This window comes from Streptomyces boninensis (assembly GCF_048572725.1).
GTDB lineage: Bacteria > Actinomycetota > Actinomycetes > Streptomycetales > Streptomycetaceae > Streptomyces > Streptomyces boninensis.
Window position 1 is genome coordinate 3582323 of record NZ_CP183837.1, and the last position, 26306, is coordinate 3608628.

Annotated in this window: 31 protein-coding genes and 1 riboswitch; of the genes, 18 read left to right on the forward strand and 13 right to left on the reverse strand. The window is 70.6% G+C overall.

Going from position 1 to position 26306, the window contains the following annotated elements:
* Positions 1-28 precede the first annotated feature (28 nt).
* Positions 29-505: a thioredoxin-dependent thiol peroxidase gene (bcp, locus tag ACNNMR_RS16175; RefSeq protein ID WP_419995312.1), complete on the reverse strand. Its 477-nt coding sequence runs from the start codon at positions 503-505 to the stop codon at positions 29-31.
* A 285-nt stretch (positions 506-790) separates the two neighbouring features.
* On the opposite strand from bcp, the gene ACNNMR_RS16180 reads away from it, so the two are divergent.
* The 3 genes from ACNNMR_RS16180 (at position 791) to ACNNMR_RS16190 (ending at position 1901) form a co-directional block, all read left to right on the forward strand.
* Complete coding sequence (locus tag ACNNMR_RS16180) at positions 791-1138, forward strand: DUF3618 domain-containing protein (protein ID WP_420000378.1); 348 nt, start codon at positions 791-793, stop codon at positions 1136-1138.
* A gap of 46 nt (positions 1139-1184) precedes the next feature.
* Complete coding sequence (locus ACNNMR_RS16185) at positions 1185-1487, forward strand: GroES family chaperonin (protein WP_420000379.1); 303 nt, start codon at positions 1185-1187, stop codon at positions 1485-1487.
* A gap of 1 nt (position 1488) precedes the next feature.
* A riboswitch (guanidine-III (ykkC-III) riboswitch) is annotated at positions 1489-1556 on the forward strand.
* Positions 1557-1586: 30 nt separating this feature from the next.
* Entirely contained in the window at positions 1587-1901 is a 315-nt protein-coding gene (locus ACNNMR_RS16190) for a DMT family transporter (protein ID WP_419995313.1), read from the forward strand.
* Between the two features lie 50 nt (positions 1902-1951).
* Here the strand turns inward: ACNNMR_RS16190 and ACNNMR_RS16195 are convergent, their stop codons facing one another.
* Positions 1952-4165: a transglycosylase domain-containing protein gene (locus ACNNMR_RS16195; protein ID WP_419995314.1), complete on the reverse strand. Its 2214-nt coding sequence runs from the start codon at positions 4163-4165 to the stop codon at positions 1952-1954.
* Positions 4166-4334: 169 nt separating this feature from the next.
* Between ACNNMR_RS16195 and ACNNMR_RS16200 the strand changes: the two genes are divergently transcribed.
* From ACNNMR_RS16200 to ACNNMR_RS16215, 4 genes are all read left to right on the forward strand, one after another.
* A complete protein-coding gene (locus ACNNMR_RS16200; protein WP_420000380.1) occupies positions 4335-5135 on the forward strand; it encodes an ABC transporter permease in 801 nt (266 codons plus the stop codon).
* A 64-nt stretch (positions 5136-5199) separates the two neighbouring features.
* On the forward strand, positions 5200-5964 hold the full coding sequence (locus tag ACNNMR_RS16205) for an ABC transporter permease (protein ID WP_420000381.1): 765 nt from the start codon (positions 5200-5202) through the stop codon (positions 5962-5964).
* Positions 5965-5970: 6 nt separating this feature from the next.
* Complete coding sequence (locus ACNNMR_RS16210) at positions 5971-6927, forward strand: ABC transporter ATP-binding protein (RefSeq protein WP_419995315.1); 957 nt, start codon at positions 5971-5973, stop codon at positions 6925-6927.
* A 19-nt stretch (positions 6928-6946) separates the two neighbouring features.
* Complete coding sequence (locus tag ACNNMR_RS16215) at positions 6947-7648, forward strand: DUF1707 SHOCT-like domain-containing protein (RefSeq protein WP_419995316.1); 702 nt, start codon at positions 6947-6949, stop codon at positions 7646-7648.
* Positions 7649-7733: 85 nt separating this feature from the next.
* Here the strand turns inward: ACNNMR_RS16215 and ACNNMR_RS16220 are convergent, their stop codons facing one another.
* The 4 genes from ACNNMR_RS16220 to ACNNMR_RS16235 all read right to left on the reverse strand — a co-directional run bounded on the left by ACNNMR_RS16220 (position 7734) and on the right by ACNNMR_RS16235 (position 12437).
* Entirely contained in the window at positions 7734-9329 is a 1596-nt protein-coding gene (locus ACNNMR_RS16220; RefSeq protein ID WP_419995317.1) for an ABC transporter substrate-binding protein, read from the reverse strand.
* A gap of 127 nt (positions 9330-9456) precedes the next feature.
* The gene (locus ACNNMR_RS16225; protein WP_419995318.1) at positions 9457-10977 is read right to left on the reverse strand and encodes a sodium:solute symporter family protein; all 1521 of its coding nucleotides are present in this window, start codon (positions 10975-10977) and stop codon (positions 9457-9459) included.
* Positions 10935-11129 carry a DUF3311 domain-containing protein gene (locus ACNNMR_RS16230; RefSeq protein WP_419995319.1) on the reverse strand — a complete coding sequence of 65 codons (195 nt, stop codon included), beginning with the start codon at positions 11127-11129 and terminating at the stop codon, positions 10935-10937. Before ACNNMR_RS16230 ends, ACNNMR_RS16225 begins: the two co-directional genes overlap by 43 nt.
* Positions 11130-11147: 18 nt before the next feature.
* Entirely contained in the window at positions 11148-12437 is a 1290-nt protein-coding gene (locus ACNNMR_RS16235) for a DUF445 domain-containing protein (protein ID WP_420000382.1), read from the reverse strand.
* Positions 12438-12695: 258 nt separating this feature from the next.
* On the opposite strand from ACNNMR_RS16235, the gene ACNNMR_RS16240 reads away from it, so the two are divergent.
* Positions 12696-13979, forward strand: a complete 1284-nt coding sequence (locus ACNNMR_RS16240) for an SGNH/GDSL hydrolase family protein (protein WP_419995320.1) — start codon at positions 12696-12698, stop codon at positions 13977-13979.
* Between the two features lie 16 nt (positions 13980-13995).
* Here ACNNMR_RS16240 and ACNNMR_RS16245 read toward each other — a convergent pair whose 3' ends face one another.
* Both ACNNMR_RS16245 and ACNNMR_RS16250 read right to left on the reverse strand, forming a co-directional pair.
* Positions 13996-14451 (reverse strand): type II toxin-antitoxin system PemK/MazF family toxin, encoded by a 456-nt coding sequence (locus ACNNMR_RS16245; protein ID WP_419995321.1) that lies wholly within the window; start codon positions 14449-14451, stop codon positions 13996-13998.
* A 15-nt stretch (positions 14452-14466) separates the two neighbouring features.
* Positions 14467-14967 carry a MarR family winged helix-turn-helix transcriptional regulator gene (locus ACNNMR_RS16250; protein ID WP_419995322.1) on the reverse strand — a complete coding sequence of 167 codons (501 nt, stop codon included), beginning with the start codon at positions 14965-14967 and terminating at the stop codon, positions 14467-14469.
* 111 nt (positions 14968-15078) lie between these two features.
* Here ACNNMR_RS16250 and ACNNMR_RS16255 point away from each other — a divergent pair, with 111 nt between their 5' ends.
* Positions 15079-15873: an alpha/beta fold hydrolase gene (locus ACNNMR_RS16255; RefSeq protein ID WP_419995323.1), complete on the forward strand. Its 795-nt coding sequence runs from the start codon at positions 15079-15081 to the stop codon at positions 15871-15873.
* 195 nt (positions 15874-16068) lie between these two features.
* Complete coding sequence (locus ACNNMR_RS16260; protein ID WP_419995324.1) at positions 16069-16821, forward strand: MBL fold metallo-hydrolase; 753 nt, start codon at positions 16069-16071, stop codon at positions 16819-16821.
* A 76-nt stretch (positions 16822-16897) separates the two neighbouring features.
* Here the strand turns inward: ACNNMR_RS16260 and ACNNMR_RS16265 are convergent, their stop codons facing one another.
* Complete coding sequence (locus ACNNMR_RS16265) at positions 16898-18142, reverse strand: PTS transporter subunit EIIC (RefSeq protein WP_419995325.1); 1245 nt, start codon at positions 18140-18142, stop codon at positions 16898-16900.
* Between the two features lie 274 nt (positions 18143-18416).
* On the opposite strand from ACNNMR_RS16265, the gene ACNNMR_RS16270 reads away from it, so the two are divergent.
* From ACNNMR_RS16270 to rdgB, 4 genes are all read left to right on the forward strand, one after another.
* Positions 18417-18653, forward strand: a complete 237-nt coding sequence (locus ACNNMR_RS16270) for a glucose PTS transporter subunit EIIB (protein ID WP_419995326.1) — start codon at positions 18417-18419, stop codon at positions 18651-18653.
* An 85-nt stretch (positions 18654-18738) separates the two neighbouring features.
* Positions 18739-19500 (forward strand): ribonuclease PH, encoded by a 762-nt coding sequence (gene rph, locus ACNNMR_RS16275; protein WP_419995327.1) that lies wholly within the window; start codon positions 18739-18741, stop codon positions 19498-19500.
* The gene (locus ACNNMR_RS16280; protein WP_419995328.1) at positions 19497-19874 is read left to right on the forward strand and encodes a hypothetical protein; all 378 of its coding nucleotides are present in this window, start codon (positions 19497-19499) and stop codon (positions 19872-19874) included. The genes rph and ACNNMR_RS16280 overlap by 4 nt, the downstream gene beginning before the upstream one ends.
* Positions 19871-20476, forward strand: a complete 606-nt coding sequence (rdgB, locus tag ACNNMR_RS16285; protein ID WP_419995329.1) for an RdgB/HAM1 family non-canonical purine NTP pyrophosphatase — start codon at positions 19871-19873, stop codon at positions 20474-20476. The genes ACNNMR_RS16280 and rdgB overlap by 4 nt, the downstream gene beginning before the upstream one ends.
* A 16-nt stretch (positions 20477-20492) precedes the next feature.
* Here rdgB and ACNNMR_RS16290 read toward each other — a convergent pair whose 3' ends face one another.
* The 3 genes from ACNNMR_RS16290 to ACNNMR_RS16300 all read right to left on the reverse strand — a co-directional run bounded on the left by ACNNMR_RS16290 (position 20493) and on the right by ACNNMR_RS16300 (position 22694).
* A complete protein-coding gene (locus ACNNMR_RS16290) occupies positions 20493-21350 on the reverse strand; it encodes a fumarylacetoacetate hydrolase family protein (protein ID WP_419995330.1) in 858 nt (285 codons plus the stop codon).
* Positions 21351-21416: 66 nt separating this feature from the next.
* Positions 21417-22214: a YidC/Oxa1 family membrane protein insertase gene (locus ACNNMR_RS16295; protein WP_419995331.1), complete on the reverse strand. Its 798-nt coding sequence runs from the start codon at positions 22212-22214 to the stop codon at positions 21417-21419.
* Positions 22215-22394: 180 nt separating this feature from the next.
* Positions 22395-22694 (reverse strand): DUF6412 domain-containing protein, encoded by a 300-nt coding sequence (locus ACNNMR_RS16300; RefSeq protein ID WP_419995332.1) that lies wholly within the window; start codon positions 22692-22694, stop codon positions 22395-22397.
* Between the two features lie 67 nt (positions 22695-22761).
* Between ACNNMR_RS16300 and ACNNMR_RS16305 the strand changes: the two genes are divergently transcribed.
* The 4 genes from ACNNMR_RS16305 (at position 22762) to ACNNMR_RS16320 (ending at position 24771) form a co-directional block, all read left to right on the forward strand.
* Complete coding sequence (locus ACNNMR_RS16305; protein ID WP_419995333.1) at positions 22762-23214, forward strand: Mov34/MPN/PAD-1 family protein; 453 nt, start codon at positions 22762-22764, stop codon at positions 23212-23214.
* 108 nt (positions 23215-23322) lie between these two features.
* On the forward strand, positions 23323-23448 hold the full coding sequence (locus ACNNMR_RS16310) for a putative leader peptide (RefSeq protein WP_419995334.1): 126 nt from the start codon (positions 23323-23325) through the stop codon (positions 23446-23448).
* Positions 23449-23539: 91 nt separating this feature from the next.
* Entirely contained in the window at positions 23540-23818 is a 279-nt protein-coding gene (locus ACNNMR_RS16315; protein WP_419995335.1) for a MoaD/ThiS family protein, read from the forward strand.
* Complete coding sequence (locus ACNNMR_RS16320; RefSeq protein WP_419995336.1) at positions 23818-24771, forward strand: PLP-dependent cysteine synthase family protein; 954 nt, start codon at positions 23818-23820, stop codon at positions 24769-24771. Before ACNNMR_RS16315 ends, ACNNMR_RS16320 begins: the two co-directional genes overlap by 1 nt.
* A 55-nt stretch (positions 24772-24826) precedes the next feature.
* On the opposite strand, the gene ACNNMR_RS16325 is transcribed toward ACNNMR_RS16320, so the two are convergent.
* Entirely contained in the window at positions 24827-26257 is a 1431-nt protein-coding gene (locus ACNNMR_RS16325) for an amino acid permease (RefSeq protein ID WP_419995337.1), read from the reverse strand.
* Positions 26258-26306 lie beyond the last annotated feature (49 nt).

Consider the following 26306-nt stretch of genomic DNA (forward strand, 5'->3'; position numbering starts at 1 on the left):
GGGAGCGGGGGGGGCGGCGGGCGCGTGGCTAGGCGTCCTGGACCGACAGGTCCTTGAGGAGCTTGGCCACGTGCCCGGTCGCCTTGACGTTGTACAGGGCCCGCTCGACCTTGCCCTGCTCGTCCACGACGATGGTCGAGCGGATGACGCCCGTCACCGTCTTGCCGTAAAGCTTCTTCTCGCCGAAGGCGCCGTACGCCTCCAGCACCTCCTTCGACGGGTCGCCGACCAGCGTGACCTTCAGCGACTCCTTCTCGCGGAACTTCGCCAGCTTCTCCGGCTTGTCCGGGGAGACGCCGATGACGTCGTAGCCGGCGGCGGCCAGGACGTCCAGATTGTCGGTGAAGTCGCAGGCCTGCTTGGTGCAGCCGGGGGTGAGGGCGGCCGGGTAGAAGTACACGATGACCTTGCGGCCCTGGTGGCCGGCGAGCGAGACCTCGTTGCCGTCCGCGTCGGGCAGGGTGAAGGCCGGTGCGGTGTCGCCGGGCTGGAGGCGCTCGCTCATCTTGGTCGCTCCTTCGAGGGTGGGTGTCGCAGGCGAGCCTAACGGCTGACAGACTGTGCTCAGGGTCTGGCTGGTGTGTCCCGTCGTCCGCGCGAAGCGCGGGCGCAGCGGCGTCCGGTGCGTGCCCTCGGCGTGCGGTGTCGCCGGTCCTGTGGCGGAGCCACCGGTCCGGGGGCGCCGTGCGGCGAGGGTGCGCACCGGGCGTCGGGGCGCAGACGGGACACACCAGCCAGACCCTGGAACAGGCAGTGTCGGTGACCCATGAAGGACGACGGAGGCAGCGCGGTGCCGGAATCCAGGACCCCTGCGCAGATCGAGGCGGAGATCGCCCGCAGGAGGCAGGAGCTCTCCGCGACGCTCGACGAGATCGCCACGCGGGTGAGCCCCAGCGCGATCATGGGCGACGTGCGCGCCCGCACCCTCGGCGAGGTCGACCGCATCGCCGGGCGGGCCTATGTGGCGGCCAACCGTGCCGTGACCGACGTCCGCCACGCCCTGGTCTCCCCCGACGGCGCGCCCCGCCTGGAGCGCATCGTCCCGGTGGCGCTGACGGCCATCGCGGTCGTCGGCCTGCTCGCGGTCAACTCCCGGCGCCCGCAGTCCCGCCGCGGCCTGCGCCGCCGTCGTCGGTAATCTCTTCGCCGTGAGCACCGAATCCCACGACAAACTCCCCATCCGGATGCTGCACGACCGCGTCCTGGTCCGTACCGACACCGGCGAGGGCGAGCGCCGCTCATCCGGCGGCATCGTGATCCCGGCCACCGCCGCGATCGGCAAGAAGCTGGCCTGGGCCGAGGTGGTGGCGACGGGGCAGCATGTGCGCACCGTCGAGCCCGGCGACCGGGTGCTCTACGACCCGGAGGACCGGGGCGAGGTGGAGGTGCGGGGGGTGGCATATGTGCTGCTCAGGGAGCGTGACCTGCACGCGGTGGCGGCGGAGCGCTTCGAGGCGTCGACGGACTCCACGGGCCTCTACCTCTGACTTTTGTTATGTTTTAGGTAAGCCCGACGAGACGCGCCGTACCGGGTCCCAAGGCAAAGACGACGCACCCCCGTAAGCACCACTTCACGGAGGTCCGTCATGGCCTGGCTCGTATTGATCATTTCCGGCGTCCTCGAGGCTGTCTGGGCGACCGCCCTCGGCAAGTCCGACGGCTTCAGCCGCCCGCTCCCCTCCGCCATCTTCGGCATCGGCCTGCTGCTGAGCATGGCCGGTCTCGCCTTCGCCCTCCGCACCCTGCCCGTGGGTACGGGCTACGCGGTGTGGGTGGGCATCGGCGCCGTGCTGACCGTCACGTACGCGATGATCTTCGACGGCGAGCAGGCCAGCGTGCTGAAGCTGCTGTTCCTGGCGGGGATCGTGGGCTGCGTCATCGGCCTGAAGGTCCTGCACTGACTCACCCCGCCCACCCGCCCCCTGCTGTATGCCGCAGGGGGCGGGTCCCGCTATCGCTGTGGCTGGGCGGGTGCGCCCGGGGCAGGAGCCGGCCGCGCGGGCTGGGCCGGGACCGCCGGCCGGGCCGGGACCGGAGCCGGAGCCGGCGGCCTGGCGTCGATCACCGGCGGCGGGGCCGGGAGGCGGCCCGCTGAGCCGGCCTTCAGGTTGAAGTAGCGCTCCGGCTCGTTCTCCAGGGCCGAGGCCGTGTACGCCGCCCAGATCCGGGCGGGGTACTTGCCGCCGCCGATCCGCTTCTCGCCCAGCGCGCCGTGCATCGACTTCTGCATGCCGCTCTCGGAGTCCTGGCCCATCATCGCCACCACCGTGGCGAGACCCGGGGTGTAGCCCGCGAACCAGGCCGAGCGGTTGTGCTCGCCCGTGCCCGTCTTGCCCGCGGCCTCCACACCCGCGTTCTGCGCCTCGTCGCCGGAGCCCTCCTCGACCACGTTCTGCAGCACCGCCGTCGTGGCGTCCGCGGCCTTCCGCGACACCACCCGGTGCTCCTTCTGCGGCGGCAGCGGATAGGCCTCGCCGTTCTTCGTCAGCCCCTCGACCATCGCGTACGTGCCGCGCTTGCCGTGATTGGCGAGCGTCGCGTACGCCTGCGTCATGTCGAGCACCGACGCGGTCGCGGAGCCGAGCGCGATCGACGGGTGCGCCTGCAGCTCGGGCGTGCCGTCGGGGAGGCCGAGCTTGACCGCGGTCTGCCGCACCTTCTCCGGGCCGACGTCCTGGGCCATCTGGGCGTAGACGGCGTTGACCGAGTCGTTGGTGGCGTCGGCCACCGAGATCCGGCCGTAGTCGTCGTTGTCCTGGTTCTGCGGGGCGTAGCCGACCTTCTTGTTCTTGTGGTCCATGACCTGGCGCTTGGAGCTGCCGTCATAGATCGTGCGCGGCGAGATGGTCACCCCGCGGCCGTTCTTCGCGTGGTTCTGCACCGCCGCGGTGAAGACGAACGGCTTGAACGTGGAGCCGACCTGGTAATCGCGGCGGGTGGCGTTGTTGACGAACTGCTGGGTGTAGTCCCGGCCGCCGTACAGCGCCACCACCTTCCCGGACTTCACGTCGATGGACGCACCCCCGGCCCGCAGATACCGGTCCGCCTGCCGGGAGTCGTCCAGCTGCCCCATCAGCTCGTCCTGCACCGCCTGCACGAAGGCCTGCTGCTTCGGCTTCTCGATGGTGGTACGGATCCGGAATCCGCCCGCGGCCAGGGTCTTCTCCTCCAGGATGCGGTTGTCGGTGAGGTAGCTCTTGACCGCCTCGACGAGATAGCCGCGCTGCCCGGACAGGCCCTCGCGCGGCTTGGCCTGCAGCGGGTCGGGGAAGGTGAGGCGGGCGCGCTGCTTCGGGGTCAGCCAGCCCTGGGTGATCATGCCGTCGAGTACGTAGTTCCAGCGGGCTTCGGCGGCGGCGCGGTTCTGCGGGTTGGCGGTGACGTCGAAGTAGTTGGGGGCGTTGAGGAGCGCGGCCAGGTAGGCGCCCTCGGCGACGTTCAGGGCCTGGGCGTCCTTGTTGTAGTACGCCTTCGCCGCCGCCTGGATGCCGTAGGCGTTGCGGCCGAAGTAGCTGGTGTTCATGTAGCCCTCAAGGATCTCGTCCTTGGTGGCCTCGCGGTCCAGCTTGATGGAGATGAAGAACTCCTTGACCTTCCGGGAGACCGTCTGGGTCTGGTCCAGGTAGTAGTTCTTCACGTACTGCTGGGTGATCGTGGAGCCGGACTGCTTGCCCTTGCCGGTCATGGTCCGGTAGCCGGCCCTGACCATGGCGGACGGGTTCACGGCCGAGTCGGTGTAGAAGTTGCGGTCCTCCGCGGCCAGCACGGCCTCCCGTACCGGCTCGGGGATCCGCTCGATGCCGACCGACTCGCGGTCGATCTCGCCGTCCATGGCGAGCGGGGTGCCGTCGGAGTAGAGGAAGAGGTTCGACTGGGCGACCGCCGCGTGGTTGGGCTCGGGCATGTCGACGGCCATGTAGCCGACGGCGAAGGCGCCCGAGCACAGGGCGACGAAGAGCAGCGCGGAGCCGGTGACGGTGTGCCAGCTGGGCAGCAGCCTGCGCCGACGGCGCGCGGGCGCCTTCGGCGCCGGGGCTTCGGGGGCCTCCTCGGACGCGGCGGCCTCCGGCTCGCTCGGGACACCGACGTGGAGGGCGCCGGGCGCGGCGGTCTCATCGGCTGCTTCCTGGCCGGGCTCGGGCTGGGGCGTCTCGCTCTGGCTCATGCGTCTGGGGTCGCCTCTACAAAAGATTGAGATTCGTCCTATTTCAACCCACTGTCGCACCTTCTGTACCGTTCTCCGGGCAGCGTGAAAAAGGGATGGCAGCGCACAACTCGTCTGGGCTAAGGTCCGGTTCTTTGTGTCGAGACGGAGGCTGGCGGGAGTGGATCACTTGCGGCTGTACGCGCTCGTCGCCGCCGGCGGCTTCCGGCGCTACGCGACGTATCGCATCGCCACCGCGGCCGGCGTCTTCACCAACACCGTCTTCGGCTTCATCCTCGCGTACACCTTCATGGCGCTCTGGGACGAGCGGCCGCAGCTCGGCGGCTATGACCAGTCACAGGCGATGACGTTCGTCTGGACCGGGCAGTGCCTGATCGCGGCCGCGGCGCTCTTCGGCGGCGGCTTCGCCGACGAGCTGCAGGAGCGCATCCGTACGGGCGACATCGCGATCGATCTCTACCGCCCGGTGGACCTGCAGCTGTGGTACCTCGCCCAGGACCTGGGCCGGGCGGCGCTGCAGCTGTTCGGCCGCGGTGCGGTGCCGCTCGCGGCGGGTGCGCTCGCCTTCGACCTGGCGCTGCCCGCGTCGCCGCTGCGCTGGCTGGTGTTCCTCGTGTCGGTGACGCTGGGCTGCGTGGTGAGCTTTGCGCTGCGCTACTTGGTCGGGCTGTCGGCGTTCTGGCTGCTGGACGGCACCGGGATCACCATGCTCTCGACGATGCTGTCGATGTTCTTCTCCGGCATGCTGCTGCCGCTCACCGTCTTCCCCGGCGCCTTCGGCGAGGTGGCGCAGAAGCTGCCGTGGGCGTCGCTGCTGCAGGTGCCGGCGGATGTGCTGCTCGGCCGGCACGTGGGCACGGACCTGCTGCTCGCGCTCGCCTTCCAGGCGGGCTGGGCGGTGGTGCTGCTCGCGCTCGGCCGCGCGGTGCAGGGGCTGGCGACGCGGCGGGTGGTGCTTCAGGGTGGGTGAGCGAGTGGCGCAGCGGGCCGGGCTGCTGGTCTCGGGCGTACGGGGCTACGGCCTGATCGTCGCCATGTGGACGCGGGCCACGCTGGCGTACCGGACGTCCTTCGTGATGATGGCGGTGGGCAGCTTCGTCAGCAGCTTCCTCACCTTCGTCGCGATCATGATCATGTTCTCGCACACGGACGTGCTCGGCGGCTTCACGGTCGGCGAGGTGGCGCTGCTGTACGGGACCACCTCGACCTCGCTCGGCCTCGCCGACCTGCTCTTCGGCAGCCTGGACCGGCTCGGGGCCCGGGTCCGCGACGGCACCCTGGACGCGCTGCTGGTGCGCCCGGTGCCGGTCTTCGCGCAGGTGACGGCCGACCGCTTCGCGCTGCGGCGGCTCGGCCGGATCAGCCAGGGGCTGCTGGTGCTGATCTGGGCGCTGACGCAGGTGGACGTGGACTGGAGCTGGTGGAAGCTGATCCTGCTCCCGGTGACGGTGCTGAGCGGCCTGGGGATCTACGGGGCGATCTACACCTGCGGCGCGGCCTTCCAGTTCTGGGCGAACGACGCCTCGGAGGTGCAGAACGCGTTCACGTACGGCGGCGACACGCTGCTGCAGTACCCGCCGACGATCTTCGCGAAGGAGCTGGTGTGGGGGGCGACCTTCATCATTCCGCTGGCCTTCGTGAACTGGCTGCCGATCGGGCGGATCCTCGGCCGCGACGACCCGCTGGGGCTGCCGGGGTGGCTGGACTTCGCGTCACCCGCGGTGGCCGCGCTGGCGTGCGCGCTGGCCGCGCTGGCATGGCGGGCGGGGCTGCGCGGCTATCGGTCGACCGGGAGTTGAGGAGTTATGGCTGATCCCATCATCGAGCTCGACGAGCTCCGGAAAACCTTCCACGTCCGCCGCCGGGCCGGCGCGCTGAAGCGCACCCGGCACGAGGTGCACGCCGTCGAAGGCCTCAGCTTTACGATCCCGCGCGGCGAAATGGTCGGCTACATCGGCCCGAACGGCGCCGGAAAGTCCACCACGATCAAGATGCTCACCGGCATCCTCACCCCGTCCGGCGGACACCTCCGCGTCGCCGGGCTCGACCCTTCGCGGCAGCGCACCGCGCTCGCCCACCGCATCGGCGTCGTCTTCGGCCAGCGCACCACCCTGTGGTGGGACCTGCCGCTGCACGACTCGTACCAGCTGATGCGGCGCATGTACCGGATCCCCGCGGAGCGCTACCGCGCCAACCTCGACCGCTGCATCGACCTCCTCGACCTCGGCGACCTCCTCGAAGTCCCGGTCCGCCAGCTCTCCCTCGGGCAGCGCATGCGCGGCGACATCGCCGCCGCCCTCCTCCACGACCCCGAGGTCCTCTACCTGGACGAGCCCACCATCGGCCTCGACGTCATCTCGAAGGCCAAGGTCCGCGAGTTCCTGCAGGACCTCAACGCCGAGCGCGGCACCACCGTGCTGCTCACCACCCACGACCTCACCGACATCGAGCAGCTCTGCAAGCGCGTCATGGTCATCGACCACGGCCGCCTCGTGTACGACGGCGACCTCAGCGGCCTGCACGCCATCGGCGAGAGCGAGCGCACCCTCGTCGTCGACTTCGAGCGCGAGCTGCCGCCGGTGCGGGTCGAGGGCGCTCGTACGGTCCGTACCGAAGGGCCGCGGCAGTGGCTGGCCTTCCCCGCCAACGCCAGCGCCGCGCCGGTCGTCACCGCGCTCGCCGAGCGCTATCCGCTGGTGGACCTGGCGGTCCGGGAGCCGGACATCGAAGACGTCATCGCGCGCATGTACGCGGGGGGCTGACGCTCCGTAGGCTGAGGCCATGACGAGCGACTCCGAGAACACCAGGCTTCCGGAGCGCGCGCAGTCGCGCCCGGCGGAAGCCGAGCTGCGCGCCTCCGACGCCGACCGCGACCGGGTCGCCGGCATCCTGCGGGATGCGCTGGCGGAGGGGCGGCTCGGCATGGAGGAGTTCGAGGAGCGGCTGGAGGACACGTACAAGGCGCGCACCTACGCCGAGCTGGAGCCGATCACGCGCGACCTGCCGGTGAAGTCCGCGGGCCACGCGCCGGCGGCCGCGCCCGAGCCGGCCGCGCCCGGTGTGTGGCCGGGGCGCATCGGCGTACCGGCCACCTCCACCAAGGGCATCGCCATCATGGGCGGCTTCCAGCGCAAGGGCCGCTGGACGGTGCCGCGCCGCTTCACCGCCTTCACGTTCTGGGGCGGCGGCGAACTCGACCTCCGCGAGGCCGACTTCGAGGCCGAGGTCGCCGAGATCCGCTGCATCGCCATCATGGGCGGCGTGAACGTCATCCTGCCGCCGGACATCGACCTCGAGGTCCGCGGCATCGGCATCATGGGCGGCTTCGACCACGCCCAGACGGGCGTCCCTGGCGTCCCCGGCGCACCGCGCGTCGTGATTACGGGCTTCGCCTTCTGGGGCGGCGTCGGCACGAGCCGCAAGCGGCGAAGGGCCGATCGGTTGCGGGAGCGGGAGCAGCGGCGATTGGAGCGCGGGGAGTGAGCGCGGTGCCTGTCGCGTCGGCGGCTGCCGGAAACGTCCGGGCCCACCCGTCCCGCCATGCGGGACGCCTGCCCCCGAGAGGGTCCTAGTCGCGTCCCAGCTCCCAGATCCGCCAAGCCCCGCTCGCGTCCACCAGGCCTTCGATCCCGCTGATCCGGTCCGTGGCGAGGGTGTAGTCCTTCGCCTGCCACAGCGGGAGCACCGGCGCGTCGCGCGCCACCGCCCGGTCGATGGCCTTGAAGTCCGCGACCGCGCCCGCCCGGTCGGACTCCTGCTGTGTGGCGCGGATCAGGCGGGTGACCTCGTCGTTGCGGTAGCCGTTGCGGTAGGCGTTCTGCGCCGAGACCGCCGACGCGACATACGTATCCGGGTCGGGGAAGTCCGGCAGCCAGCCCAGCGTGAACGCGTCGAAGCCGCCGCCGAAAGCCTGGGCGGTGAACTTCTCCCACGGCACCGGCTTCAGCCCCACCCGGAAAAGCCCCGTCCGCTCCAGCTGCGCCACCAGCTGCTCCGTCTCCCGGCGATGCCCGCCGCCGGAGTCGTAGCCGAGCGTGAAGGACACCGGCGTGGCCACCCCGGCCTCCGCCAGGAGCCTGCGCGCCGCCCCCGGGTCCGGCTTCTCCCAGCGGTCGGCGAAGGCGGTGGAGTGCCCGACGATGCCGCGCGGGATCAGCGAGTACAGCGGGTCGACGGTGTGCATCCGCGCCTCCCCCGCCAGCGCCTGCCGGTCCACGATCGCGGCGACGGCCTGCCGCACCGCCGGCTCCGACATCGGCGACGAGTCGCGGAGGCTGAAGACCAGGCTGCGGGTGGAGGTGCCGGGCCCGGCGAAGACCCGCACGCCGTCCTGGCTGGGCGCGGCCGCGTCCAGGCCCTGGTAGTCCATGGGCGGCAGGTCGCGGCTGACGACGTCGACGCTACGGTCCTGCCAGGCGGCCGCGAGCCGGTCGGGGGTGCCGTAATACCGCACCGTCACCGCCTTGTTGCGCACCTTGAGCGCGCCCCGGTACGTGCCGTTGCGCACCAGCTCCGCCGACCGGCCGCGACCGTAGTCGCGCAGCTCGTACGGGCCCGAGCCGGTGACGCCGCCGCCGGTGCGCAGCTTGCCGGGCTCGTAGTGCTCGCGGCTGACGATGGCGCCCGCGCCGCCCGCGATCTTGTAGGGCCAGGTGGCGTCGGGGGTGCGCAGCTTGAAGGTGACGGTGGCGCCGCGGGCCTCGACGGAGCGGAGGTTCGCGAGCAGCGAGGCGGGCCCGGTCGGGGCCTTGATCCGCAGCGTGCGGCGGAAGGAGAAGACGACGTCGGCGGCGGTGAGCGGGGTGCCGTCGGAGAAGGTCAGCCCGGATGTGAGGGTGCAGCGGTAGGCGAGCAGCTCGCGGCTGGTGAAGTTGCAGGTCTCGGCGGCGTCGGTGACCGGCTCCGAGGAGCCGGGGGCGAAGGTGAGCAGGCTCTGGTGGAGGCTGCCGATGAGCGCCCAGGACCCGGCGTCATACGCGCCCGCGGGGTCGAGCGAGGTGACTTTGTCGGTGGTGCCGATGCGGATCGGGTCGCCGAGGGCGGCGCTGTCGTCGCCGAAGCCGAAGCCGCCGAGCTCGGCGCCGCAGCCGGTCAGGCCCGCGGTCAGCACTGCGGTCAGCAGCGTGGCGGCACCGGCCGCCGTCGCCGTGCGTACAAGCCTCACTGGTCCATCCCCCACCCACCGGGCTGCCGGATCTCGCTGGTCGTCGGCAGCGAAACACGGAGCGGCGGGCAACCGGGCGGGGTTCACCCAGTGTTCGGCCAGTGGTGTTCCGGGGTGGGGAACGCCCTCACACGGTGTCCGAAGCCAGCACCTCCGGGTCGGGCCGCGGGTCGGGGGCGGGGCGCGGCCCGAAGCGGGTGACGGCGAGGGCGACGGCAAGATTCGCGGCGAGGGCGACGAGGCCCGCATTGACGCCCCACACGGGGTCGTGCCCGTCAAAGATCAGCCAAGCGACCAGCGCCTCGCCCACGACGAGCCCGGCCGCCGCGCCCGCCAGGGTGAGCCGCCGCCAGACCAGACCGAGCAGCAGCACGGGCACGAGCTGGGCCATCCCTGCGTACGAGATGAGCGACAGCCGCACGAGGGTGTTGGGCGCGGCGTACGTCAGCAGCAGCGCGAGCGCGCCCGCCACGACGACGACGGCCTGCGAGGCCTGCTTCTCCCGCCCGGCGAGGCGGGGGACGAGGCCGAGCACGCTGCTCCCCCACATCGTGCCGATGACCAGCATGAACACCGCCATCGGCACAATCGACGACAGCGCCGCCGCGGCGCCGATGACGCCGACCGCCCAGGCGGGGAGGGAGTCGGTGACGAGCTTGAAGAGGGCGAGGTTGGAGTCGGCGCCGACCAGGCCGGGGACGATGAAGATCGCGGCCATGCCGAGCAGCATCGGGACGAAGAGGAGGAGGTTGTAGAAGGGCAGCGCGACGGCGTTGCGGCGCAGCGCGTCGGCGCTCTTGGCACCGAGGTACCCGGCGACGGTGGTCGGGAAGATGACGACGGTGAGCGCATTGAGGAAGGTGGTGGAGGCGAACCAGGCCTTCCCGAGCCCGCCGGACTCATGCCCCGGCAGGGTCAGCCACTCACTCTTGGTCGCGGCGAGCTTGTCCAGCAGCTCCCCGTAACCGCCGAAGTAGTGCATCGGCACGTAGACCGCCAGAAAGGCGAGGGTGGCGATGACGAGGACGTCCTTGAGGACGGAGACCCATGCGCTGCCGCGCAGGCCGCTGACGGTGACGAAGGCGGTGGTGACGGCGAAGGCGATGAAGTACGCCCAGTTGAGGGAGATCGCCCCGTACGAGATCGTCGAGACGACGACACCCATTCCGGTGATCTGCAGCTGGATGTAGGGGAGCAGGCAGACGGTGGCGAGGACGGCGACGGCCGCGCCCGCCCAGGGGGTGCCGAAGCGGTGGGCGACCATGTCGGTGATGGAGACCAGGTGGTGGCGGCGGGCGTACGACCAGAGCATCGGGCCGACGACATAGCCGATGGCGTAGCCGCAGGACATGTACGCGATGACGTACAGCACAGGGGCGCCGAAGTTATAGCCCCAGCCCGCCGCACCGAGATAGCTGAAGCTGGTGTACCCCTCCCCGGCCATCAGCACCCAGATGAAAACGGCCCCGAGACTCCGCCCGCCGACGGACCACTCGGCGAGGGCCCCACGCCCGCGGGTGGCCCGCCCCCGGACGGCGGCGAGGCCAAGACCGAGCGTGCACACCATGAAGACGGCGAAGACGGCGGTCGCCGTCGCGGCGGCACTCACGCGCGCCCGTCCCGGCGGTCCGCGCGCCACGTCAGCCATACGGCGACGGGCGTCACGACGGTCGCGAAGGCCAGCCACGCGAAGAAGAAAGGGACGCCGAGGATGCGCGGCTCGACCCGGTTGACCAGCGGCAGCGCCGCCCCGTACAGCAGGAAGGGCACCAGCAGCCACAGCAAAGATCGTCTGAACACGCGTCAGACGGTAGCCGCTCAGCGCACGATCGCCTGATACACCGTGTAGATCAGCAGCCCCGCCAGCGACCCCACCACCGTGCCGTTGATACGGATGAACTGCAGGTCACGGCCGATGTGGGCCTCGATCTTGCGGGAGGTCTGCTCGGCGTCCCAGGCCGCCACCGTGTCGGTGATCAGCGAGGTGATCTGCCGCTGGTACGTCGTCACCACATGCGTGGCCGCGTCCTCCACCCAGCCGTCGACCTTCGCCTGCAGCCGGTCATCAGCCTCCATCCGCTTCCCGAAGCCAAGAATCGCCGCCCGCGCCCGCAGCCGCAGCTCGCTCTGCTCATCCCCCGCCGCGCCAACGATCATCGTGCGGAGCGAGGACCACGCCGAGGCGATGAAGTCCTGCACCTCATCCCGGGCCAGCACCTCCGACTTCAGCCGCTCCACCCGCGCCCGCGTAGCCGTATCCGACTGCAGATCCCCCGCGAAGTCGCGCAGGAAGCGGTCGATGGCGCCGCGCGCCGGGTGCTCTGGCGAGTCGCGCATCTCTGTCACGAAGCGCAGCAGCTCCTTGTAGACCCGCTCGCCGACCTTCCGGTCCACGAAGCGCGGCGTCCAGCCGGGCGCGCCGCCGGCGATGGCGTTCATGACCGAGTCGTTGTTGGCGACCAGCCAGATCTCGGCCCGCTCGCACACCAGGTCCACCACCCGCCGGTGCCCGCCATCCGCGACCACCTGCTCCAGCAGCTTCCCCAGCCCCGGGCCGATCTCCACCTGCGACACCCGCCGGTTGATCGCCTCGCCGACGATCGCCTGCACGTCGGAGTCGCGCAGCACGGTCAGCGCGCCGCGCAGCGCGGTGGAGACCTCGGCGGTGACCCGGTCGGCGTTGGCGGGCTCGCCGAGCCAGCCCGCGAAGCGGCGGCCGATGCCGACGGCGTGCAGCCGGGACCGTACGACATCGGCCGACAGGAAGTTCTCCCCGACGAAGTCGCCCAGCGACTGGCCGAGCTGGTCCTTCTTCGTCGGGATGATCGCCGTATGCGGAATCGGCAGCCCCATCGGCCGCTTGAACAGCGCCGTCACGGCGAACCAGTCCGCCAGCGCACCGACCATCCCGGCCTCGGCGGCGGCCGCCAGATACCCGGTCCAGGCACCGTGCCCGTTGTGATCCATCACCTTGGCGAAGATGAAGACGACAGCGGCCAGCACCAGCAGCCCGGTGGCGATCAGCTTCATCTGCCGTACGCCGCGGCGCTTCTCCTCGTCGGCCTCGGTGTAGGCGAAGCCCGCTTTGCCCTCGATAGTCCGTTCCATCCGCTCCGCCCGTTCAGCCGGCACCTCTGCCGGGTATTCTCCCCGTGGCAGCGGTCACTCTCTTTATCTTCCACTCCTGGAACGAACAACGAGTTCCCTGCGTCTATCCCCAGGGCGCACCCCTGATGGGCCCAGCCCCAGTGCCGCATCCGGGACAGTGTCGTCCCGCCGATAAGATGACGAACCGCTTTCGCGGGACGAACGACACCGACACCCCAGGAGTAGCAGCGCGTGGACAGAAGAGCTGGGTATGCCGTGATGGCTGCATTCGCAGCCCTTGTGGTGCTGGTCTCGGCCGCCATCTACGCGCTGTCGGGGGGCGACGACTCCCCCAACAACTCCGCCGCCGGCCGGTCCGGCAGCTCCGCCGCACCCGCCGTCGCCGGCAGCTGGTCCGGCACCTGGGGCGCCGCCCCGGCCGCCGCCGAGGCCGGCACCCAGGACGGCTTCGCGGGGATGTCCATACGGAATGTGGTGCACACCTCCATCGGAGGTAGCCGCGCCCGGATCCAGCTCTCCAACACCTTCGGCAACGGCCCGCTCACCATCACCCACGCCTCCGTCGCGCTCGCCGCCGCCCCGAGCACGCCGACCGCCGCGGACGGCACCATGCGCCGGCTGACCTTCTCCCAGCGCCCGTCGGTGACCATCCCGGCCGGCCAGTCCGTAGTCAGCGACCCGGTCCGGCTGAACGTCCCCGAGGACGCCGACCTGCTGGTCACCACGTACGCGCCGAACCCCTCGGGCCCGGTCACGTACCACCCGCACGCCCGCCAGATCTCCTACCTGGCCCGCGGCGACTACACCGAGGACGCCAACGGCACGGCCTACTCCGAGCAGTCCCCGTACTGGCGCTACCTCACCGGCGTCGACGTCTGGTCCGCCGAGGCCCGCGGCTCCGTGGTGGTGCTCGGCGACTCGCTCACCGACGGCGTCACCTCGACCGCCGGCGCGAACCACCGCTGGCCCGACTTCCTCGCCGACCGCCTGCGCAACGAGCCGGGCGCGCCCCGCTACGGCGTCGTCAACATGGGCATCAGCGGCAACCGCCTGCTCTTCGACGGCTCCCGCTTCTACCCCAACAACGGCCCGAGCGCCCTCACCCGCCTCGACCGCGATGTCCTCTCCCGCGCCGGCGTGAAGGCCGTGGTGGTGGAGCTGGGCATCAACGACATCCTCAAGCCGCCGCAGCAGCACGACCCGAAGCGGATCGTCGGCGCCCTGAAGCGGATCGTCAGCCAGGCGCACGCCCGCGGCCTGCAGGTGACCGGCGGCACGCTGATGCCGTACGAGGGCCACCTCATGTATTCGAAGAAGGGCGAGCGGGTGCGCCAGGCGGTGAACCGGCAGATCCGCTCGGGCAAGGTCTTCGACGAGGTCGTCGACTTCGACAAGACGATGCGCGACCCGCGTCGGCCGTCGCGGCTGAACCGGGAGTACGACTCGGGCGATCATCTGCACCTGAACGACAAGGGCTATCGCGCAATGGCGGCGGCGCTGAACCTGGAGCATCTGAAGGGCTCGTCGAAGGCAGATCTGTAAGCGGATCTGTAACCCGCTACTCCTCCGCCAGGTACTTCACCTGGTCCCAGAGCGCCGGGTCCACCGTCCCCGCCCGGCGCCGGAAGTCCCACACCTCCACCTGGCGGACCTCGTCCGTCTCCAGGTAGCTGGTCCGGCCGCGCCGGTCGCTCACCGAGCCCGGCGGCAGCGGGATGATGCCGGGCCGCTCGCCGTGGAACTTACTGGTGATCTTCACGACGGACGCCGTGTCGCCGTCGACCCGTACGACCAGGCAGGGCCGGTCCTTCGAGCGGTCGCTGTCCTCGAAGGGCACGTCGGCCCACCAGATCTCGCCCGGCTTCACCTCCGGCCGCCGCCCGTCCGCCCGACGCACCTTCGCGCGCCCGTCGCGCCGGTGCGCCCGGGACAGCCGGCCGAAGCTGTCGACGAGCACCGCGATGATCGCGAGCACGGCGACAGCGGCGAGCGCTAGCCACCAAGACGTGTCCATGCGCTGATCGTAAACTCAGCGGGCGGGCGTGTCGCCGCTGGACTCCAGCAGCGCGGCGAGGGTGCCGGCAAGGTGCTGCCGCTCGCCGGCGTCGAGGGCTTCCACGAGGCGCGCCTCGTTGGCCAGGTGGAGCGGGAGCACCCGGTCGATCACCTCCAGGCCGTGCGGGGTGAGGCGGATGCGTACGGAACGGCGGTCGGTGTCGCCGGGCACGCGGGTGACCAGGCCCTTGGCGGCCATCCGGTCGACCCGGAGGGTGATCGCCCCGGTGGTGACGAGGGACGCCTTGAGGAAGGTCCCGGCGGTCAGCTCGTACGGCTCGCCGGCCCGCCGCAGCGTGGAGAGGATGTCGAACTCGCCCGGCTCCAGGCCGTGTTCGGCGAGGAAGCCCTTGATCTCCTTGTCCCAGAGCCGGGACAGCCGCATGATCCGCCCGACCACGCCGATCGGCGAGACGTCGAGATCCGGGCACTCCCGGCGCCACTGGTCCAGCACCGACTCCACGGCATCTGCCACGAGATCCTCCCAATCCAGATAGACGAGCGCTCATTTAATTGACAGTCACGCAACTGCTCATTATCTTAGCACTCACTTAATCACCGCTCGCCCAGACCGGAGGAGCCCGTCATGCCTTTCACCACCGCCCGTAACACCCGCGTCCACTACGAGCTCGACGGCCAAGGCCCCGGCCTCGCCCTGGTCCACGGCACCGGCGGCGACGCCGACAAGGTCTTCGGCAACGTCGTCGGCCACTTCACCGGCACCCGCACCGTCATCCGCCCCAACTTCAGCGGCAGCGGGCAGACCGAGGACGACGGCGGCGCACTGACCGTCGACCTGATCACCGAGCAGATCGCCGCGGCGATACGCGACGCCGGCACCGAAGGCCCGGTCGACCTGCTCGGCTTCTCACTCGGCGCGGTCGGCGCGGCCGCCGTCGCCGCCAGATACCCCGAGCTCGTACGGCGCCTCGTCCTCGTCGCCGGCTGGGCGCATTCCACCGGGCCCCGCGACCGCTACTACTTCGAGACCTGGCAGCAGCTGCTGGGCGGGGACCGCGAGCTGTTCAAGCGGTTCGCCGCGCTGACCGGCTTCAGCGCGGCCGCCCTCGACCGGTTCGGCCACGAGGGCCTGGCGGCCTCGCTCGCCGACGCCTGGCCGCCGCCCGGCATCGGCCGCCAGATCGACCTCAACCTACAGGTGGACCTCCGGCCGCTGCTCCCCGCCATCACCGCGCCCACGCTGGTCGTCGGCTTCGGCGAGGACGCGATGATCCCCCTGGAGGGCTCCCGGCAGCTGCACGCGGCGATCGCCGGCAGCGAGCTGGTGGAGGTCCCGGGCCAGGGCCACATGGACTGGTTCGCCGACCCCAGCGGGCTCATCAAGATCACCCGCGATTTCATCGACCGGCCGACACACTGACGGCCCATCGAACGCCCAGGTCACGCCCCGTGCTGCGATAAGGTCCGGCAGCGCGGGGCACCCGGCTGATGCCCCGTACCGGCACGCGGGCCAGCGGTGATTCCGCCCACAACCGCGGTCGCCGCCGGGACCACCAGCCGTTTCGCGGCTTACGCTCGACGGACCCGGAAAGCACCGACGGAGGTTCCTGCCAGCATGAGACTCACCGTCGTCGGATGCTCGGGCTCGTTCCCCTCCGCGGAATCCCCCTGCTCGAGCTATCTGGTCGAGGCCGACGGCTTCTCGCTCCTGATCGACATGGGCAATGGCGCGCTCGGCCAGCTGCAGAAGCACTGCGGCCTGTACGACCTCGACGCGATCATCCTCAGCCACCTGCACGCGGACCACTGCATCGACATGTGCGCGTACTTCGTGGCCCGCTACTACCGCCACGACGGCGGCCGGGCCGGGCTGCTGCCCGTATACGGGCCGAAGGGCACCGAGCAGCGGCTGACCACGGCGTACGCGGACACCCCGTCCGAGTCGTCCATGGCCGAGGTCTTCGACTTCCGCACGCTGCAGGGCGGCAGCTTCGAGCTGGGCCCGTTCACCGTGCACACCGACCGGGTGGCGCATCCGGTCGAGGCGTACGCCTTCCGCATCGAGCACGGCGGCCGCAGCCTCGTCTACTCCGGCGATACGGGCCCCTGCGGGGCGCTGGAGTCGCTGAGCGAGGGCGCCGACCTGCTGCTGTGCGAGGCCTCCTTCACCCACGGCAAGGAGGAGATCCCGGAGCTGCACCTCAACGGCCGCGAGGCCGGCGAGCTGGCGGCGCGGGCGAGCGTGGGCCGCCTCGTCCTGACACACATCCCGCCGTGGACCGATGGTGACGTGAACCTGCGCGATGCGCAGGCGGTTTACGGCGGCCCGGTGGAGCTGGCCCGGGCGGGCGCGGTCTACGAGGTCTGAGCCCCCAGGACATCACGAGGCCCCCGGCACCTTCCTCGAAGGTGCCGGGGGCCTCGTCGTCAGTACGACGCGGGGATCAGGCCTTGTACTGGTCCTTCTCCTCCTCGGCGATCTGCTCGTCGGTCTCGCGGCCCGGCGTCGGCAGGTTGAACTTCGTGATCGCGAAGCGGAACACGAAGTAGTACACGACGCTGAAGCACAGGCCGACGAGCGCGAGGCCCCATGGGTTGGACGCGATGCCCAGGTTCAGCACGAAGTCGATCGCGCCGGCCGAGAAGCCGAAGCCGTCCTTCATGCCGAGTGCCCAGGTGAGCGCCATCGAGATACCCGTCAGCACCGCGTGGATCGCGTACAGCACCGGGGCGATGAACATGAACGTGAACTCGATCGGCTCGGTCACGCCGGTGATGAAGGCGGTGAGCGCGATGGAGAACATCATGCCGCCGACGACCTTCTTACGGTCGGGACGGGCGCAGTGGTAGATCGCGAGGCAGGCGGCCGGGAGGCCGAACATCATGATCGGGAAGAAGCCGGTCATGAACTGGCCCGCGGTCGGGTCCCCCGCCAGGAAGCGCGCAATGTCGCCGTGCACGACCTCGCCGCCGGACTTCTCGAAGGAGCCGGCCTGGAACCACGGGAAGGAGTTCAGCAGGTGGTGCATGCCGATCGGGATCAGCGCGCGGTTGACCACACCGAAGATGCCCGCGCCGACGGCGCCGGAGCCGACCAGCCACTCACCGAAGTTGTGCAGACCGGTGCCGAGGACCGGCCAGATGTAGCCCATGACGACGCCGATGAGCAGGCCCGCGAGGGACGTCAGGATCGGCACCAGGCGGCGGCCGCCGAAGAAGCCCAGCCAGTCGGGCAGCTTGGTGCGGTGGAAGCGCTGGTACAGCAGCGCGGTGACCAGACCGATGATGACGCCGCCGAGCACGCCGGCGTCGACCGGGGCGTCGGTGTTGGAGTCGTGGAAGGTGGCCAGGACATCCTTGAAGACCAGGTAGCCGACCACGGCGGCGAGCGCGGTGGAGCCGTCCGACTTCTTCGCGTAGCCGATGGCGATGCCGACCGCGAACAGGAAGGCCATGTTGCTCAGCAGCGCGTTGCCGCCCGCCGACATGAACTGGGCGATGCGGTTCAAGAAGTCCGGCAGCGAGGGCTTGCCGAGCATGTCGTCGGCGCCGAGGCGGGTCAGCAGCGCGGCTGCGGGCAGCGTCGCGATCGGCAGCATCAGGCTGCGGCCGAGGCGCTGTGCCTTGGCCATGATGCTGGAGCCGCCGCCGCCCTTCTTGGCCGCGTCCGCGGGGGTAGCCGTGGACATTTCAATCCTCCATGGGGCACATCGCCGCCAGGGGGATGGGAGCGGCGGCGCTTCCTCACACGCGACGCCCGGATGAGCGCGCGTGGTCTACACCTGTGAGTGGTGTAGACCTGTTGTAGCACGTAGGGGGTACTTAAAGGAATCCTCGATCTTCCGGACCGATCCTGCCAGGGGAGTACATCCCGTTATGGCCGCCGTCCGGTGGGTCGTACGGCCCGGGCGTGCCGCATAATGGCGTAGACCAGTGCCCAAGCAGAAACCTGGAGTGTGGGACATGGCCAGCAAGGCTGAGAAGATCGTCGCCGGTCTCGGCGGCATCGAGAACATCGTCGAGGTCGAGGGCTGCATCACCCGTCTTCGCACCGAGGTTGAGGACCCGTCCCTGGTGGACGAGGCCGCGCTGAAGGCGGCCGGCGCGCACGGCGTGGTGTCCATGGGCACCGCGATCCAGGTCGTCATCGGCACCGACGCCGACCCGATCGCCTCCGACATCGAGGACCTGATGGACTGACGTCCCGTCCTCCGGTTTCCGCCGGGCCCTCCGTTCCCCCATCCGGAGACGGAGGGCCTCGTGCTTCCCCGGTAGGGTCGGCCCCATGTCTACTGCTGGTACTGCAGGCCTCGAAGGCCTCCGATACGACGGCCGCCGGCCCGATCAGCTCCGCCCCGTGACCATCGAGCGCGGCTGGAGCAAGCACGCCGAGGGCTCGGTCCTGGTCTCGTTCGGCGACACCCGGGTGCTGTGCACCGCCAGCCTCACCGAGGGCGTGCCGCGCTGGCGCAAGGGCAGCGGCGAGGGCTGGGTCACCGCGGAGTACGCGATGCTGCCGCGCTCCACCAACACCCGCGGCGACCGCGAGTCCGTGCGCGGCAAGATCGGCGGCCGGACGCACGAGATCTCCCGGCTGATCGGCCGCTCGCTGCGCGCGGTCATCGACTTCAAGGCGCTCGGCGAGAACACCATCGTCCTCGACTGCGACGTCCTCCAGGCCGACGGCGGCACCCGCACCGCCGCCATCACCGGCGCGTACGTGGCCCTCGCCGACGCCGTCTCCTGGGCCCAGGACAAGCGCCTGATCAGGTCGAAGGCGTCCCCCCTGACCGGCACCGTCGGCGCGGTCAGCGTCGGCATCGTCGGCTCCGTACCGCTGCTCGACCTCTGCTACGAGGAAGACGTCCGCGCCGAGACCGACATGAACGTCGTCTGCACCGGCGACGGCCGCTTCGTCGAGGTGCAGGGCACCGCCGAGGGCGTCCCCTTCGCCCGCGCGGAGCTCGACGGGCTGCTCGACCTGGCGGTGGGGGGCTGCGCAGAGCTCGATCTGCTGCAGCGTGAGGCTCTGGAGGGGCAGAAATGAAGATCCGTATCGCAGCAGTCACGGCCGCGGCCGCGCTGTCGGTGACCGCCCTGATCGGCTGCAGCGCCGTCGACAAGGCGCTCGACTGCGCTCAGCTGGCGACCGACATCTCCCAGGACGTCGACGAGCTGCAGGAGGTCGTCGGCGGCGCCGGCGACAGCCCGCAGGCGGCGCAGGACGCGCTCGACAAGATCGACAACGACCTGGACAAGTTCTCCGACAAGTCCGACAACGCCGACGTCGGCAAGGCGGTCGAGGACCTGCAGACCGCCGTCAACAACTCCCAGAAGGCCGTCGAGAACGGCGACGCGACGCCGGACCTGAGCGGCATCACCAGCGCGGCGGGCGAACTGTCGAAGGTGTGCACCTCGTGACGCAGCGACTGATCCTCGCCACCCGTAACGCCAACAAGGTCACCGAGCTGGACGCCATCCTCACCGGCGCCGGGCTCGATGTGGAGCTGGTGGGCGCGGACGCGTATCCCGAGATCCCGGATGTGCCCGAAACCGAGGTGACCTTCGCGGGGAACGCGCTGCTCAAGGCGCACGCGCTGGCCAAGGCCACCGGCCTGCCCGCGGTCGCCGACGACTCGGGCCTGTGCGTGGACGTGCTCGGCGGCGCGCCCGGCATCTTCTCCGCCCGCTGGGCGGGCAGGCACGGCGACGACAAGGCGAACCTGGACCTGCTGCTGGCGCAGCTCTCCGACATCGCCGAGGAGCACCGCGCCGCCCACTTCGCCTGCGCCGCGGCGCTGGCGCTGCCGGACGGCACCGAGCGGGTGGTCGAGGGCACGCTGGAGGGCACGCTGCGGCCTGCGCCGGCCGGGACCGGCGGCTTCGGTTACGACCCGATCCTGCAGCCGCTCGGCGAGTCCCGTACCTGCGCGGAGCTCACCCCGGACGAGAAGAACGCGATCAGCCACCGGGGCAAGGCCTTTCGGGCGCTTGCCCCGGTGGTGCGGGAACTGATCAGCTGACGGGCGGGCGGGTCGCCTACGCCGGCTTCAGCTGCTGGCGCTGGCGGCCCAGGCCCTCGATCTCCAGCTCCATGACATCCCCCGCCCGCAGGTACGGCTTCGGGTCCGGGTGGCCCATCGCCACGCCCGCCGGGGTGCCGGTGCTGATGACGTCGCCGGGGTAGAGCGTCATGAAGCGGCTCAGGTAGTGGACCACCTCGGCGACGCCGAAGATCTGGTCGCCGGTGTTGCCGTGCTGCTTCAGCTCGCCGTTGACCCACAGCTTCAGGTCGAGCGCCTGCGGGTCGGGGACCTCGTCGGCCGTGACCAGCCACGGGCCGAGCGGGTTGAAGGTCTCGCAGTTCTTGCCCTTGTCCCAGGTGCCGCCGCGCTCGAGCTGGTACGCGCGCTCGGAGACGTCGTTGGCGACCGCGTAACCGGCGACCGCGGCCAGCGCCTCCTCGTCCGACTGCGCGTAGCGGAGCGTACGGCCGATGACGATGGCGAGCTCCACCTCCCAGTCGGTCTTCTCGCTGCCGCGCGGCACCAGCACGGTGTCGTTGGGGCCGACGACCGTGTCGGGGGCCTTCATGAACAGGATCGGCTCTTCCGGGATCGCGGCGCCGGTCTCCTTCGCGTGGCCGTGGTAGTTCAGGCCGATGCAGACCACCTTGCCGAGACGGGCCAGGGGCGGGCCGGTGCGCAGCCCGGTGGCGTCCAGCTCGGGCAGTTGGCCGCCCTCGGCGGCCTCGCGTACCCGGCCGAGCGCGGCACCGTCGGCGAGCAGCGTCCCGTCGATGTCGGGCACGACCGCGGAGAGGTCGCGCAGCTTCCCCTCGGCATCGAGGAGGGCCGGGCGCTCTGCTCCCGCCGGTCCGACTCGCAGCAGCTTCATTCGTGTCACTCCCATCTTCGGATTGGCTGATCCTCCAAGAAGCGGTTCAGGTACGCAAGGGCCTGTTCAGCCCGTGGACCCGGCGGGGAGCGCGGGGGCGGCCGGTTCGCGCCGCAGATATCCGCGCTCGGCGACCGTCCAGGCGGTGGTGGTGGCGAGGTAGAGCCCGGCGGCGAGCGGCACGATGGCGGCGGTCAGCAGGGTCCCGAAGGCCAGCAGCGGCATCCACTTGGTCATCCCCTCCATGACGGCGGGGGACAGCGGACTCTCGGGGGCAGCCGACTTCGCGGCGGACTTCTTGCCTGTGGCCTGCTGCGTCTGCGCTTGCTCCCGCTTCGCGGCCGCCGCCAGCCGCCGGGTCTGCCGGAAGCTCCACGTGGCGACGACCGCGATCACCGCGAAGAGGCCGACGTAGACGAGCCCCTCCGCGCCGAACACCCCGCCGTTGCCGAGCGCGTCCGCCCACCGGTCGCCGAGCTGGGCGCCGCCCAGGGTGTGGTCGAGCAGCTCGTGATCATGCCCGGAGAACAGCCGGTACATCACCATGAACACCGGCAGCTGCAGCAGCATCGGCCCGCACCCGGCGACCGGCGACGAGCCGTTCTCCTTGTAGAGCTCGAGCGTCGCCTTCTGCAGCCGCTCAGGATTCTTCTTGTGCTTCCGCTGCAACTCGGCCAGCTGCGGCGCCAGCTTCCGCCGCGCCTTCTCCCCGCGGGCGGCAGCACGGGCCAGGGGATGCAGCGAGAGCCGCACGAGAAGCGTAAAAACGATCACGGCCACCGCGGTCGCGGAGGCACCGAAAACGGGGTCTATTACGGAGGCGATGCCGGACAGCAGGTCGCCGAGAAACGAGAAAACAGACATGGGAGCCACTCCTGGGCAGGGTCGTCGTTGGCTGAGACCTCACGACGACACGCAGCCGCCCCAGCTCGGGGGCAGGCGTCCCGCATGGCGGGACGGGTGGGCCCGGACGTTTCCGGCAGCCGCCGGCGCAACACGCACCGAGCAGCTACGGACGCACCGAATCCTCAGGGGCTGCGGCCGTCAGACGACGAACCCCGGAGCCCTCGGCCGCGGCCGCCCCGCCGCATCGGGGTCGCGCTGCGCCAAGAAGGCCGTGCGCAGCTCACGATCACGGATGGCCGTACGAACCCGGCCCGGTGGCACCGGCCGCGCGGCGGCAGCATGCGCCAGCGCCGAACACAGCAGCACCAGCGCCGCACTCGCCGCGGCCCCCGCGAAGCCGGCCGCAAAGCCGCCCTCGTCGATCAGCAGCCCGGCGAGCAACAGGAAGAGCGCGCTGAGGTGCACGCGGCACAAGGCCACGTAGCGATGCAGATCCATGCGCACGCCCTCCTCTCCCATTACGGGGAAGCATAGCGCCGAGCGCCCGTTGCTTATCCTTGCCGTCATGCTGACCATCACCCAGGCCCTCCACGACCAGATCGTCGCCCACGCCCGCGCCGACCACCCGGACGAGGCCTGCGGCGTCGTGGCGGGCCCGGCGCCCGCCCCCGCGGACGGCCGCCCGGAGCGCTTCATCCCGATGCTGAACGCGGCCCGCTCCCCCACGTTCTACGAGTTCGACTCCACGGACCTGCTGAAGCTCTACCGCGAGATGGACGACCGCGACGAGGAGCCGGTGGTGATCTACCACTCGCACACCGCCACCGAGGCGTACCCGTCCCGCACCGACATCTCGTACGCGAACGAGCCTAACGCGCACTACGTCCTGGTCTCCACCGCCGAGTGCGGGAACGACGAGGGCCCGTTCTCCTTCCGCTCATTCCGCATCGTGGACGGCGTGGTCACGGAGGAAGATGTTCAGGTGGTCGCCGAGTACCCCGCCGCTGCCTCCTCCTGAGCCCGCAGCACCCCACAGGCCAACTCCCGCCACGGCCGTGTCCAAATACCGGTCCGCATGCTGATACGGGCATTCTGGCCCGCCCCCCGGAATCGATACGATGACCGCATGGTTGACCACGACGTGATGAACTCCGCGGAGAAGCAGCCCGGACTGCTGCTCGTCGCGCGGCTGCACGTCGACCTGTGCCGCCTCGCCAGCGCTATGTGTCCGCAGCGCTGCGCCGCCGCCTGACCAGCCCCCCTGCTCCGCGGCCCCGGCGCACCCCCCGAAGCCCCTTTGCCCCTGCGCCGACGCGCGCACATCCGTCGTTACGGAGACAGCCATGGCCATCGAGGTCCGCATCCCGACCATCCTGCGCAACTACACCGACGGCCAGAAGGCCGTGACCGGCGAGGGCGACACCCTCTCCGCCCTCTTCGAGGACCTGGAGTCCCGCCACACCGGCCTCCGCGAGCGCCTCCTCGACGGCGCCGACCTGCGCCGCTTCGTGAACGTCTACCTCAACGACGAGGACGTCCGCTTCCTCGACGGCATCAGCACCCAGCTCGCGGACGGCGACAGCGTCACGATCCTCCCGGCCGTCGCCGGCGGCATGTCCTGATGCCCCGCTACGACAGCCCCCTGGCCGCCGTCGGCAATACGCCGCTGGTCCACCTCCCACGGCTCTCCCCCGCGGACGACGTCCGCGTCTGGGCGAAGCTGGAGGACCGCAACCCCACCGGCTCGATCAAGGACCGCCCCGCGCTCCACATGATCGAGCAGGCGGAGAAGGACGGCCGCCTGACGCCGGGCTGCACGATCCTGGAGCCGACGTCGGGCAACACCGGCATCTCCCTCGCCATGGCGGCCAAGCTCAAGGGCTACCGCATCGTCTGCGTCATGCCCGAGAACACCAGCGAGGAGCGCCGCCAGCTGCTCGCCATGTGGGGCGCGGAGATCATCTCCTCGCCGGCCGCGGGCGGCTCCAACACGGCGGTACGGGTGGCCAAGGAGCTGTCGGCGGAGCACCCGGACTGGGTGATGCTCTACCAGTACGGCAACCCGGACAACGCGGGCGCCCACTACACCACCACGGGCCCGGAGATCCTGGCGGACCTCCCGTCCATCACCCACTTCGTGGCGGGCCTCGGCACCACGGGCACCCTGATGGGCGCGGGCCGCTATCTGCGCGAGCACGTCCCGGACGTACGGATCGTCGCGGCCGAGCCGCGCTACGACGACCTCGTCTACGGGCTGCGCAACCTGGACGAGGGCTTCGTCCCCGAGCTGTACGACGAGTCCGTCCTCACCACCCGCTTCTCGGTCGGCTCCGAGGACGCGGTCGCCCGCACCCGCGAACTCCTCGCCCAGGAGGGCATCTTCGCGGGCGTCTCCACGGGCGCGGCCCTGCACGCCGCCCTGGGCGTGGCCCGCAAGGCGCAGCGCGCGGGCGAGGCGGCGGACATCGTCTTCATCGTCGCGGACGGCGGCTGGAAGTACCTGTCCACCGGCATCTACACCGCCGAGTCGACGGAGGCCGCGGTCGAGGCGCTGCAGGGGCAGCTCTGGGCGTGAACGCCGAAGGCCCGTCGCACCGCTCGGGTGCGACGGGCCTTCGCTGTGCGCTCGGTCAGCTCGCGTCGGCCGTCGCGAGCTCCGACTTCGTGGTGGCCACGGTGTTGCGCTTGGCCACGAACCAGCCGACGGTCAGCAGCACGGCCCAGCCGACGCCGACGTACAGCGAGACGCGGGCGTCGGGGTCGATCGCCGTCAGCACCGTGACGAAGATCAGGAACAGCAGCGCGATCCAGCTGCACACCACGCCGCCCGGGGCCGGGAAGGACGAGGCCGGGAGCAGGCCCTTGACCACCTTGGCGCGGTAGCGGATGTGGCTGACGAGGATCATCGACCAGGTCCAGATGCCCGCCGCGGTCGCGACCGACATGACGTACCCGAAGGCCTTCTCCGGCACCAGGTAGTTGAGCACCACGCCGATCGACATGACGATCACCGACAGCGTGATCCCCGCCGCCGGGACCCTGCGGCCGCTCAGCTTGCCGAAGACCTTCGGGGCCTCGTTGTTCGCGGCCAGGTCGCGGAGCATCCGGCCCGTCGAGTACATGCCCGAGTTGCAGGACGAGAGGGCCGCGGTCAGTACCACGAAGTTCACGATGCCGGCCGCCAGCGGGATGCCGATCTTGCCGAAGGCCGCCACGAAGGGGCTGACGCCGTCGCTGAACTCGGTCCACTGCACGACCGAGAGGATCACGATCAGCGAGCCGACGTAGAAGACGATGATGCGCCAGGGCAGGGTGTTGATCGCCTTGGGGAGCGTCTTCTCCGGGTCCTTCGACTCGCCCGCCGTCACACCCACCAGCTCGACCGCGAGATACGCGAACATCACGCCCTGCAGCGTCATCAGGCTGGAGCCGATGCCGTTCGGGAAGATGCCGCCGTGCGACCACAGGTTGGAGACGGCCGCGGTGTCACCGGCGTCCGAGAAGCCCAGCGTCAGCACGCCGATGCCGATGACGATCATGCCGATGATGGCGGTGACCTTGACCATCGAGAACCAGAACTCCAGCTCACCGAAGAGCTTCACGGAGATCAGATTGATGCCGAAGAGCAGCACCAGGAAGCCGAGCGCGCTGGCCCACTGCGGGATGTCCGGGAACCAGAAGTTGATGTAAATCGCCGCGGCCGTCAGCTCCGTCATGCCGGTGACGGCCCACATCAGCCAGTACGTCCAGCCGGTCACGTAGCCGAAGAACGGGCCGAGGAACTCGCGGGCGTACTCCGCGAAGGAGCCCGAGACCGGGCGGTAGAGGAGCAGCTCGCCGAGGGCTCGCATGATGAAGAAGATGACCACGCCCGCGAGCGCGTACATCAGGATGAGGCTGGTGCCGGCCTTCTCGATGTTCTTGCCGGCACCCAGGAAGAGGCCGACCCCGATCGCGCCACCGATGGCGATCATCTGCACCTGACGGCTGCCGAGCCCGCGCTCGTAGCCTTCCTCGGGGGCGTCAGCGGCTGCCGCCTCCGGGGCCTTGGGTGTCTCCATGTGTCGCGCCTTTCCTCATGGGGGGTGCCACGCCGACGCCGCTGTCAGC